Genomic DNA, 11,875 nt, shown 5'->3' with positions numbered 1-11,875 from the left:
TGACAAACAGGGTGGCATTTTCTATAATATGGATGATTGATTAAAGGAGGAATTACTGATATGACAGTAAAAGTTGCAATCAACGGTTTTGGACGTATTGGACGTTTGGCATTCCGTCAAATGTTTGGTGCTGAAGGGTATGAAGTAGTAGCTATCAACGATTTGACTAGCCCTGATATGTTAGCCTATTTGTTAAAATATGATACTACTCAAGGAACGTATGCATTAGCAGATACAGTTGCTGCTGGTGAAGGTTCAATCACTGTTGGTGGAAAAGAAATCACAATTTACAAAGAAGCCGATGCTTCTAAATTGCCTTGGGGTGAATTAGATGTAGATGTTGTATTGGAATGCACTGGATTCTATACTTCAAAAGCAAAAGCACAAGCTCATATCGATGCAGGTGCTAAGAAAGTCGTTATCTCAGCTCCAGCTGGATCTGATTTGAAGACGATCGTTTACAATGTTAACCATAAGACATTGACTCCAGAAGACAAGATCATCTCTGCTGCATCTTGTACAACAAACTGCTTGGCTCCTATGGCTAAAGCATTAAACGAATTGGCTCCAATTAAATCTGGTATCATGACAACTGTTCACTCTTATACTGGTGACCAAATGGTATTGGATGGACCTCAACGTAAAGGAAACAAACGTCGTAGCCGTGCTGCTGCTCAAAACATCGTTCCAAACTCAACTGGTGCTGCAAAAGCTATTGGTTTGGTTGTTCCAGAATTGAATGGTAAATTGATCGGTTCTGCACAACGTGTTCCTACTCCTACAGGATCTACAACGATCTTAGTTGCTGAAGTAGAAGGAAAAGTTACCGTTGATGACATCAATGCAAAGATGAAAGCTTCTGTTACTGAATCTTATGGATACAATGACGAAGAAATCGTTTCTAGCGATATCATCGGAATGCGTTACGGATCTTTGTTTGACGCAACGCAAACAATGGCAGTTGAAACTGGAGACGGAAATACATTAGTACAAGTCGTTTCTTGGTATGATAATGAAAACTCATTCACTAGCCAAATGGTTCGTACAATCAAATATTTCTCTGAATTAGCTTAATTGATGTTCAGATAAAGGAGCACTCTTCGGAGTGCTTTTTTTGTTGGATTGAAAAAAGTGGCTATTTAGAGTATCCTTTAGATACGCATAGAGAGGAATCAACCATGGCGATCAGACAAAAATTATCCGATGAAGATCGGGACGAATTGACCAAAGATGTCAATGATCTTGATAAAGTTTATTTGGAAAAAATGAAAAAAGAAGGAATAGATCCAAAATGGATGGAACAATTCCGTGATTTATCTTTAGAAATGGATAAAAATAAAAAGGAGAAATAGGGAGTGAAGAGAATGAAGCTATACAATAGTTTGACACAAAAAATAGAAACACTAGAACCCATCGTTCCAGGAGAAGTTTCTATGTACGTGTGCGGACCTACTGTGTATAACTATCCACATGTAGGAAACGCCCGGCCTATCGTTGTTTTTGATACATTAAAGAAGGCTTTGGAGATACAAGGCCTCAAAGTGAAATATGTCAGTAACTATACGGACGTGGATGATAAGATCATTCATGCCGCGATTGAAAATAATGTGAGCGAAAAAGAGATTACAGATACTTATATCAAAGCATATGCCCAAACTCGAAGTGACTTACATGCCGATCAGCCGGATGTTACGCCACGCGTTACCGAAACGATGGATCAAGTCATTGCTTTTATTCAAAAATTGATTGATGATGGCGATGCCTATCAAGTGGATGGTGATGTGTATTTTCGGGTAAGTGCCGATTCGAAATATGGCGAATTATCCCATCAAAAAATGCAAGATCTGATGGTTGGTGCACGTATTGATGAAAACGATAAAAAAGAAAATCCCTTGGATTTTACGCTTTGGAAAGCAACCGATGAAGGGATTCAATGGGATACACCATGGTCAAAAGGACGTCCGGGCTGGCATACAGAATGTGTGGTCATGATTCAAGATGTATTTAAAAAACCATTGATTGATATTCATGGTGGTGGTTTGGATCTGAAGTTCCCTCACCATGAGAATGAAATTGCTCAATGTGAGTGTATCAATCATACCCATCTTGCCAATATTTGGGTCCACAATGGCATGATCAATATTAAAGATGATAAAGCTTCAAAATTTGAAAAAATGTCTAAATCCATTGGAAATGTCCAATGGGCCAAAGATTTGATTGCGGAATACGGTGGTAACACCATTCGTTGGATCTTGATATCTACGCATTATCGGGCTCCATTGAATTTATCGAATGAAAGTTTTGCGAGTGCACAAAAAGAATTAGGTCGTATCGAAACCGCCTATCATCAGGCGCAAGTCAAACTTCAGCTGGAAGGGGCTAAGACAAGTGATGAGGTGGACACAACGTTGTGGCAATCTTTCTTGAATGCATTAAACGATGATCTCAATACGCCAAATGCGATATCTACCGTATTTGAAGCCGTGAAACAATTGAATCAATCTTTGCGTACTCGTCAGATCGATACGGCAAAAGTTGGTTCCTTGTTGCATACACTTGAAAAGATGTTGTATGTCTTAGGAATTGTGTTTGAACCTGTTGTATTAACGGAAGAAGATAAAGAAACCTATCAAGCATGGCGTGAAGCGGTCCAAGCAAAACAGTTTGATGTTGCGGATACCTATCGTGCAAAACTACAAGCTAAGGGAATTCTCTAATGGAAATCGTGCATCAAAATGCGATTAGTCTAGCTTGGATGGGAGATGCCATCATGACCATGTATGTGCGCCAACATATTTTAGAGAAGGGAATCCAAAATCCGCAGAAACTACAACGAATGAGTGCAAAAGTTTGTTCAGCTAAAGGACAATCTGCCCTTTTGGATGCATTGAACCAAGAAGATTTTTTTACGGCGGATGAAAAAGAAATTTTACGACGTGGACGCAATGCCTCTTATCACACCAAAGCAAAAAATGCGACCAGTCAACAATATATGAAAGCGACTGCATTGGAAGCTTGTATCGGTTATTTATACTTATATGATCATGTCGATCGGTTGCATCGGTTGATGGATCGAATCATTCAATTAGGAGACCAATTATGATCGTTTATGGAAAAAATGTCTGGACAACGTTGTCTCAATTTCCGGACCAAATTGAAACTATATATGTGCAACAAGGCATGAAAGATAAAAAACGTATGGTTCAAATTGAGCAGTCACAAATTCCTTATCAATGGATGAATCGAAAACAGTTGGATCGAATGGCTCAAAATGTCCATCATCAAGGGATCGTATGCGTAGTGAAAGATATTCCAACGGTCGAATTAGAGACACTCATTCATCCCAATGGATTGCTGGTTGCTTTAGATGGTATCCAAGATCCACAAAATGTGGGGGCCATCTTACGTACTTGTGATTGTGTCGGGGTCGATGGCATGATCTTAACCAAACACAAAAGTGCGGGCTTGACACCGTCTGCCATCAAAGCAAGTACAGGAGCGGCTTATACCGTTCCAACCTGTATTGTCAATAATTTGACCAATACCCTGAAGACTTTAAAAAAACAAGGCTATTGGATCATAGGAACGGATATGGAACAGGCACGGGACTATCGTGAAGGCATTTACGATGTTCCCGTTTGTTTGGTCATTGGCTCCGAAGGCAAAGGAATCAGTCCTTTGGTCAAAAAACAATGTGATTATGTCGTAAAATTACCAATGGAAGGTTCAATCACATCGCTAAATGCGAGTGTGGCTTGTGGTATCTTACTTTATCAAATACATAGTCAAAGACATCCTCTGTAATCTTTTTTGCTCAAAAGGGAGCAAAATGAAAAGAAATATCAATGAATTGATCTATTACTATTTTATGAATGATGAAGAAGCTTTTTCAGCATTAATTGAAGCTTTTCGACCGACTACGGTTGCCATCATTCAACATCGCTTTCATACCCGCTATGCCGGCGATTATTTGCCACTTTCTGATTGTGTATTGTATGAATGTTTGCAACGTTGTCGCGTCGATCGATGGCCATTTCTAAAATCCTTTTATAGCCGTGTATTGGAAAATCGATTGATCGATGCCCTTCGTATGGAACAAACCCATTCTATTCAAAATTATTATCCAGTTTTTCATTTGGATCAGTCGGTTCGTGAAGATATCGAACACTATGCATCGGATCTCATTGCCGATCCAAAAATGCACATTCACGAAGATGTCATGGTGCATACACAAAAAGATTATTTATATACATTGATGAATCAAAACTTCACCAAAGAAGAATTAGATATTTTGGTTTTGAAGCAACAAGGCTATTCAACCAATGAAATTGCACAACACTATCAATATTCGGTTCGAAAAGTACGTTATATTCTAAGAAAAATTAAAAAATGGGTACAGGTACATTGACAAATTTTTCCATTCAATGGTATCTTTTAAAAGTTAGGAGTGAAATCAAATGGCAGATAAAGTAATTTTGGTTTGTACCGAATGTTTATCAAGAAATTATGTCACACCGAAAAATAAGAAAACCAATACAAAACGTTTAGAAATTCGCAAATATTGTCCAAAGTGTGGAAAGCATACTTTACATAAAGAAACGAAGTGAGAAGATATGGCAAAAGATCAGAAAAAAAATAAAAAAGGTTGGGCGTATTCCCCAGCTAATGTTATGCGTGAGTTAAAGAAAGTAAAATGGCCAAGTGTAAAACAACTTTCAAAAGACAGTCTATTAGTGATCGTCTTTACTGTATTATTTGGCTTATATTTCTTTGTATGTGAATTATTATCAACAGGAATCGTTTCACGGATCGTTGGAAAGTAGGGAGTTGGAATGGCAGATACAGACTTAAAAAAAGAATGGTATGTAGTGAATACATATGCCGGACAAGAAAACCGGGTCAAAGAAAATTTGGAACGTCGTATCAAAACGATGGGTCTTCAGGATAACTTATTTCAAATCGTTGTCGCTGAAGAAAAAGAAATAGAATATAAGAATGGCAAGCCCGTAGAAAAAACCAAAAATTTATTCTCAGGCTATCTTTTGGTGCAAATGATCATGTCGGATGAAGCTTGGTTTGCGGTTCGTAATACTCCAGGTGTTACTGGATTTATTGGTTCGAGTGGTAAGGGAGCCAAACCATTCCCTGTGCCTCAAGCTGAAATTGATTCGGTATTGCGACGTTTAGGAAATCAAGATCTCAATGTAGCTGTGGATTTCCAAGTAGGTGATAATGTTCAAATTTTAAATGGTCCCTTTAAAAATTCAGAAGGTATCGTTGAAAGCATGAATGAAGAGAAAAAAGAAGCAACGGTATTATTGATCTTGTTTGGTCGAGAAACACCTACGGATATTGCTTATCAAGATTTGAAGAAAGTCGAGTAAGACTTTCTTTTTATGCATATGAAAACATTGGTATTTGATCTGGATGGCACGATGTATCGTGGCACACAGATCATCGAAACAGCGAAACAATTTTTAGATCATTGTATTGAAAAAAATATTCCGTATTTATTTTTGACCAATAATTCGATGCGCACCCCACAAATCAATGTGGAGCACATGGAAAAGATGGGCTATACAGGCATTCGCGCGGAGCAATTCTACAATAGTGCCATGGCGAGTTGTCAATTTGTCAAAGAAAAATATACGGGTAGAAAAGCTTATTTCATTGGTGAGAAAGGCATGGAACAAGCCTTATTGGATGCCGGTTTTACCATTACCGATGACCATCCTGATTTTGTTTTTGTGGGATTGACCAAAAAAGGCAACTATGCGATGTATTCTCAAGCATTGACTTGTCTGCTACAAGGAGCAAAACTCATTGGTACGAACAAGGATCGCATCCTGGCCAAACCGGGTGGATTTGAAGTGGGAAATGGCAGTATTGTCGCTATGTTTGAATATGCGACCCATACCCAAAGTCCAGATATTGCCAAACCATCGAAAACGATGCTGGACTTATTTCTTAGCTATTTCCATCTGCATAAAGACGATGTGATCTTAATTGGTGATAACTTAGAAACAGACATTCGTTTAGGTTATGAAAACAATGTACAAACGATTTTTGTAGAAACAGGCGTTCATACACGAAACGATATTGCTCGATTGGATATCCATCCCACTTGGACCGTATCCAATTTGATGGAATGTTTGGAGTATGATACAATACTTCAAGATTGAAAAGAGGAAGGAATATGGAAGATACCTTAAATATTATCTTGATGATCATTTCCGGATTGATCATTATCTTAACATTGCTACAAGGTGGTAAATCCGATGGATTATCGGCTGCATTTACAGGTAGCGGTGATTTGAACTTATTTGCTGTGCAAAAAGAAAGAGGACCCGAAAAAGTCATTAGTCGTTTGACATTGCTTTGTGGTATTGCGTTCTTTTGTTTAGTACTTGCGTTACAAGTCATTTGAGGTTAGGCCATCAAGGCCTTTTTTTGTGGAAGGAGGGAAGTTTATGGAACAAAAAATTCTGGCTTTATTTGATCAAAAACAAAATTGGACACTACACGAAATCGAAGCGACATTGCATTTGCGCTCTACCAATGATTTCGTACAACTTGTCAAAACATTGAATGATCTGGAGGATCAACATGTCCTAATGAATGATCATCATCATTATATGCGTATGGATACCAATCAATATATCGTTGGTAAGCTCAAAGATATTTCACGATTTGAATGGATGGTTTCCGATGGGGTACAGAAAATTTATTTGCCCAAACATAAAAATGACGAACTTTTTGTGGATGATTTGGTCTTGATTGATCGTCAATCCAAAAAAGTGGTCCGTGTCTATGAACATACGATCCAGGAATTAACAGGAACCATGGTCCGTCGAAAGAAACAATTGGTTTTTCGTAGTGACATCGACTATCATTGTGAATTTAAACTCAAGACATTGGATCCTTCCCTTCGTCCGGGTACGAAGGTGGTTGCGCAAATCATAAAGTATACTAGACCGATTGAAATCAGGATTTGTGAGATCATTGGAAAAGAAAACGATCCAGGCGTTGATGTGACGTCGATGTTATATGCCCATAAGGTGCGGATGCATTTTAATGAAAAGGTCCAAAATGAATTGAAAAAAATACCGCATGAAGTGAAGGAGCAAGATCGTAAAGATCGGATCGATCTTCGTAGTTTGATCACTTTTACCATTGATGGCGACGACGCAAAAGATTTTGATGATGCGATCTCTATTGAAAAGAAAGACAGTGGCTATCGTCTCTATGTCCATATTGCTGACGTGAGTCATTATGTTCAAACCAAAAGTGCCATTGATCGAGAAGCCTTTGCCCGCTCAACCAGCATTTATGTATGCGATCGAGTCGTTCCTATGCTCCCATTTGTGTTATCGAATGGAATTTGTTCCCTGAATCCTCATGTGGATCGTTGCACTTTGACAGTGCAAATGGAAATTGACCAGACAGGTCATTGTACATCTTACAAGATCTATCCTTCCTTGATCCATTCAAATCAGCGATGCACCTATCAGAAAGTCAATCAATTATTGGCAGGAAATATGGTTTCGGAATATGCACGGATCAAAGAACAATTATTAGATCTTGAAGCTTGTGCGCATCAGTTGGCCATACAATCCAAAGAGCGTGGTGCGATTCAATTTGAAACCAAAGAGCCAGTCATTCTTCTGAATGAAAAAGGGAAAGCCATTGATGTGTATGAAAAGCAGCGAGGTTATGCTGAAGAAATGATCGAACAATGTATGATCTTAGCCAATGTATGTGTGGCCAATTGTTTACATCAGGCACAACTACCATGTATGTATCGTGTGCATTTAAAGCCAAATCCAGAAAAAGCTAGCACGATCAATACGATGGCATTGGCCTTGCATTTGCCTTATGATATCATGCCCGATGAGATTGAGCCCAAAGCATTAGCGCAGTTTTTGGCATCTTTAGAAGATAACGATGCCTATCCGATCATTTCCATGATCAGTTTACGAGCCATGGAAAAAGCGTATTATGATGCAGCGTGTTTGGGTCATTTTGGCCTTGCATTGGAAGAATATTGTCATTTTACCTCACCGATTCGCCGTTATTCCGATTTGGTCGTTCATCGGATGTTGCGAAAATATCTTTTTGAAAAACAAGATCGAAAGCAAGTGTCAAAAGATATGCATTCGATTGATCAACAAGCAAAGCATGTCTCCGAAAAAGAACGGGATGCCATTGCCATTGAGCGATTGGTCAATGACTATAAAAAAGCAGAATATATGCAAAAACATATCGGCAAGGTCTATACCGGTATGATTTCCGGTGTACAGAAATTTGGCTTCTTTGTGGAACTGCCCAATACGATCGAAGGGTTGGTGCCTGTACATACATTGATCGATGATTTCTATAGTTTCGATGAAGATACTCTGACCTTACAAGCACGCTCACAAAAAAAGGCCTATCAATTAGGCCAGAAAGTTCAAGTGGTTTGTACAGGTGTGGATGTACCAAAAGGACATGTTGAATTTGCCCTCACAACAAGCCAAAATGTGAAAAAGCGTTGATCAATCCATCTTTGTCCACATCCGTTGTGACATAGTCGGCTATGTCCTTGACTTCTGCTTTGGCATTGCCCATCGCTACGCCAATATGGGCAAATTGAATCATTTCCGCATCATTTCCACCATCGCCAAAGGCCATGGTCTCATCTTTATGGATGCCATAGTGCTTGAGCATGGCTGCTATGCCTTTGGCTTTCCCACCACCTAGGGGTATGATGTCAGCAGCAAAATCGATCCATCGAACGATTTGTAGATGATGGGTGTTCTTTAACACTTGCATATCTTGATATTCTTTGGTCGCGATCATCATTTGATAGATATCCTGGTTTAAAAGCGTCTTTAAATCATCGGTGATGGATAACGATTGGTTGGCAATGGTAAAGTAACGTTCCAATTCGGGTTGATAATACGTGGCTTCGAGCTTTTCATTGGTGGTCAGGGCCACTGCTTTATGGATTTGTTTGGCATTGTGTAATACCGTTATCACATCTTTATGGGAGAGCGGATCTGCATAGATCGTTTGATTTTGATCAAAGCAATATTGGCCATTAAAGGTCAAAAAGGCATCAAAATGGATATGGTCAAAATGAGGTACATAGAAACTAGGCCGTCCGGTTGCTAAAACGAGTTTGATTCCTTTGGCTTGGAGTTGATGTAAAGCATGAATGAGCTTGGGTTCGATTTGAGTCGCGCCTAAAGGAATCAGGGTGTTATCAATATCGAAGAAAATGATTTTTATCATGATCAAATTATAATAAGTATGGCTTAGACATGTCAATCTTGGTAGTATCTCTGTCCAAATTGGCACTTGATTTGACCCCTTATATACGATCAGTATAATGGAATTATCAAACGAAGGGAGTGATCAAGATGAATCAAGGACAAGTTGCAGTTGTGTTCTTCATCGTGAATGGTTGCTCTTTTCGAGAGCTATAACTGGATATTTCGTGTATCCAGTTTTTTTCATACTTGATTCAATCATATAAGGAGGATTCAAAATGGATCAAAATTTCAACAAAGTTTTCTGGGATGCATGCGCAAATGGTGATTTTCCGATGGCTGCCGCACAAATAAAAGCAGGTGCAGATGTGAACTATCAAAATGGGGATGGGCGTTCGGCATTGATGCGTGCTGCCAAAAGAGATCGAAAAGATATTGTCCAGTTGCTGATCGATAATGGTGCAGATGTCAATATGACCGATAATAATGGCAAGACGGCATTGATGGGTGCCGCAAAAAAAGGAAATCGTACCATTTGTAAGGCATTGCTTTTAGCTGGTGCCGATGTGAATGCGAAAGACGATCGGGGCAGAACCGCATTGATGCGTGCCGCTTTCCTAGGACGTGATCGTTGTGTGGGGGTATTGTTGGATGCAGGTGCAGATATCAATGCGCAAGATGAAGTTGGTCGTACGGCTTTGATGGAAGCTTGCATTGCCTTTAAAAGAGATACGGTAGCGATTTTGTTGGATCGCAATGCGAATGTGAACTTATTTGATAATAATGGTTGTACCGCATTGATGCGTGCGGCTTATGGCGGATATCCAAGTTTGATTGAAAAATTGTTGGCATATGATGCCGATAAAGATATGGTCGATAAACAAGGACGTACAGCTTTGGATTATGTCCGCGAATCCAATCGTGCTCAATTGGAGCCAATCTTAAGATAATGGGAGCCATAGACTATGAGAGATTATTTAAGTAATGAAGTTCGAAATGTGACCGTTATGGGTCATAGTGGATCGGGGAAAACAGCCGTCATGGAATCTTTATTGTATTTCACAAAGGCGACCGATCGTTTTGGTAAAACGTCAGATGGATCTTCCATGATAGATTTTGATCCGGAAGAAATTAAACGTGGTGCAAGTATTTATACATCCATCATTCCAATTGAATGGGATGATTCGAAAATTAACTTTATTGATACGCCCGGCTATCTGGATTATGTGGGAGAACAAGAAGCTGGTTTTGCGGTTGGCGACAACATTTTAATTGTTACAGATGCTCGTGATCCATTGACTTCAGGAACAAAATTAGCGTATAAAAAGGCAGTTCAAGCCAAAAAGCCAGCCATCTTCTTTATCAATCATCTGGATGATCCGGATACTGATTTTGAAAGTGCCTATGATGCCTTGCGTGAAGAATTTGGTAAAAATGTCATTCCTTTTGAATTACCAATCGTCGAAGAGGGTACCATTGTTGGTTCTGTCAATATCATTCGTAATAAAGCTTGGTACTATAAAGGGCCAAAGGCCAATGAGAGCGTAGCTCAACCAGTACCAGAAGAATTGGAAGATGCCGTGAGCATCTACAAAGATCAGATTGCTGAAGCCGTAGCCATGGGTGATGACGAATTAATGGAAAAATTCTTTTCGGGAGAGGCATTTAGTGATGCGGAATTGACTCGTGGGGTTCGTATCGGTATTCGAAATGGCGAAATTGTTCCGGTATATTCAGGAAGTGCCACAGAGATGATTGGTATTCGTCGTTTGATGGATCTGATCGTTGATTATTTTCCAACGTATTCGGAAAAAGGATTGTATGTCGCAACCACGCCAAAAGGTGAAAAAGTTGAATTAATGACCAGTGAAACAGAGGCATTGACCGCCCAGGTCTTTAAAACGATCATGGATCCTTTTGTTGGTCGTATTTCGTATTTAAAAGTGTTGAGTGGTGTATTGTCGAGTGATTCAACGGTTTATAATGCATCCAATGGACAACCAGAAAAAATCAGCGCGATCTATACAATCAAAGGAAAACATCAAACTGCCATTGGTAAATTGTTTACAGGTGATATTGGTGCTGTTACCAAACTTCAAAATACGCATACCAATGATACGTTGTGTGAAAAAGATAAATTATTGATGGCCGATCCGATTCCATTTGATACTCCTATGTATGGACAAGCTGTTTTCCCTAAGACCAAAAATGACGAAGATAAGTTATCGACGGGTTTGACTCGTTTGTTGGAGGAAGATCCTACTTTTAAAGTGGTGAACAATCCCGAAACCAAAGAAACGGTATTGTATGGTATTGGTGATCAGCACTTAGATGTATTATTAAGCAAATTGGCCAATAAATATAAAGTCAATGTGACACATGCGGATCCAAAAGTAACCTATCGAGAAACCATCACCAAAAAAGCAACAGGTGAAGGTCGTCATAAGAAACAGTCCGGTGGACATGGACAGTTTGGTCATGTATTTGTAGATTTTGAACCAAATCCAGATGAAGAAGAAATGGTCTTTGATGAAAAAGTATTTGGTGGTGCTGTTCCGAAACAATATTTCCCGGCTGTTGAGACTGGTTTGCGTGAATGTTGTGAAGCAGGACCATTGGCCGGC

15 protein-coding genes are annotated in these 11,875 nt (G+C 39.3%); 14 read left to right on the top strand and 1 reads right to left on the bottom strand.

Translation table 11 applies throughout. From position 1 onward, the window contains the following. Positions 1-60: 60 nt before the first annotated feature. From gap to rnr, 12 genes are all read left to right on the top strand, one after another. Entirely contained in the window at positions 61-1,074 is a 1,014-nt protein-coding gene (gene gap, locus SOS22_RS02585) for a type I glyceraldehyde-3-phosphate dehydrogenase (RefSeq protein WP_320325733.1), read from the top strand. A 104-nt stretch (positions 1,075-1,178) separates the two neighbouring features. Continuing rightward, a complete protein-coding gene (locus SOS22_RS02580) occupies positions 1,179-1,352 on the top strand; it encodes a hypothetical protein (protein ID WP_320325732.1) in 174 nt (57 codons plus the stop codon). A gap of 12 nt (positions 1,353-1,364) precedes the next feature. Further along, on the top strand, positions 1,365-2,717 hold the full coding sequence (gene cysS / locus SOS22_RS02575; protein WP_320596243.1) for a cysteine--tRNA ligase: 1,353 nt from the start codon (positions 1,365-1,367) through the stop codon (positions 2,715-2,717). Then, the gene (locus SOS22_RS02570; RefSeq protein ID WP_320596242.1) at positions 2,717-3,103 is read left to right on the top strand and encodes a Mini-ribonuclease 3; all 387 of its coding nucleotides are present in this window, start codon (positions 2,717-2,719) and stop codon (positions 3,101-3,103) included. The genes cysS and SOS22_RS02570 overlap by 1 nt, the downstream gene beginning before the upstream one ends. After that, the gene (gene rlmB, locus SOS22_RS02565) at positions 3,100-3,804 is read left to right on the top strand and encodes a 23S rRNA (guanosine(2251)-2'-O)-methyltransferase RlmB (protein ID WP_320325729.1); all 705 of its coding nucleotides are present in this window, start codon (positions 3,100-3,102) and stop codon (positions 3,802-3,804) included. Before SOS22_RS02570 ends, rlmB begins: the two co-directional genes overlap by 4 nt. A 25-nt stretch (positions 3,805-3,829) precedes the next feature. After that, a complete protein-coding gene (locus tag SOS22_RS02560; RefSeq protein WP_320325728.1) occupies positions 3,830-4,408 on the top strand; it encodes a hypothetical protein in 579 nt (192 codons plus the stop codon). A 49-nt stretch (positions 4,409-4,457) separates the two neighbouring features. Further along, positions 4,458-4,607, top strand: coding sequence for a 50S ribosomal protein L33 (rpmG, locus tag SOS22_RS02555; RefSeq protein ID WP_128519633.1), 150 nt, complete (start codon positions 4,458-4,460; stop codon positions 4,605-4,607). 6 nt (positions 4,608-4,613) lie between these two features. Further along, positions 4,614-4,823, top strand: coding sequence for a preprotein translocase subunit SecE (secE, locus tag SOS22_RS02550; RefSeq protein WP_320596241.1), 210 nt, complete (start codon positions 4,614-4,616; stop codon positions 4,821-4,823). 9 nt (positions 4,824-4,832) lie between these two features. Continuing rightward, the gene (gene nusG, locus SOS22_RS02545) at positions 4,833-5,384 is read left to right on the top strand and encodes a transcription termination/antitermination protein NusG (RefSeq protein ID WP_320325726.1); all 552 of its coding nucleotides are present in this window, start codon (positions 4,833-4,835) and stop codon (positions 5,382-5,384) included. 18 nt (positions 5,385-5,402) lie between these two features. Continuing rightward, complete coding sequence (locus SOS22_RS02540; protein WP_320596240.1) at positions 5,403-6,182, top strand: HAD-IIA family hydrolase; 780 nt, start codon at positions 5,403-5,405, stop codon at positions 6,180-6,182. Positions 6,183-6,196: 14 nt separating this feature from the next. Then, on the top strand, positions 6,197-6,427 hold the full coding sequence (gene secG, locus SOS22_RS02535) for a preprotein translocase subunit SecG (RefSeq protein WP_320325724.1): 231 nt from the start codon (positions 6,197-6,199) through the stop codon (positions 6,425-6,427). Between the two features lie 43 nt (positions 6,428-6,470). Continuing rightward, complete coding sequence (gene rnr, locus SOS22_RS02530; protein WP_320596239.1) at positions 6,471-8,534, top strand: ribonuclease R; 2,064 nt, start codon at positions 6,471-6,473, stop codon at positions 8,532-8,534. Here rnr and SOS22_RS02525 read toward each other — a convergent pair. Then, a complete protein-coding gene (locus SOS22_RS02525) occupies positions 8,503-9,273 on the bottom strand; it encodes a Cof-type HAD-IIB family hydrolase (protein ID WP_320596238.1) in 771 nt (256 codons plus the stop codon). The two genes, rnr and SOS22_RS02525, sit on opposite strands and share 32 nt — an antisense overlap. 256 nt (positions 9,274-9,529) lie before the next feature. Between SOS22_RS02525 and SOS22_RS02520 the strand changes: the two genes are divergently transcribed. After that, entirely contained in the window at positions 9,530-10,201 is a 672-nt protein-coding gene (locus tag SOS22_RS02520; protein ID WP_320325722.1) for an ankyrin repeat domain-containing protein, read from the top strand. A 15-nt stretch (positions 10,202-10,216) separates the two neighbouring features. Beyond that, positions 10,217-11,875 (top strand): elongation factor G (locus SOS22_RS02515; RefSeq protein WP_320596237.1); only part of this gene is annotated, 1,659 nt, incomplete at its 3' end.

The organism is Absicoccus sp. (assembly GCF_034090965.1).
GTDB lineage: Bacteria > Bacillota_I > Bacilli_A > Erysipelotrichales > Erysipelotrichaceae > Absicoccus > Absicoccus intestinalis.
The sequence above is the reverse complement of the archived record's forward strand: the minus strand, read 5'-3'. Positions and strand labels throughout refer to the sequence as shown.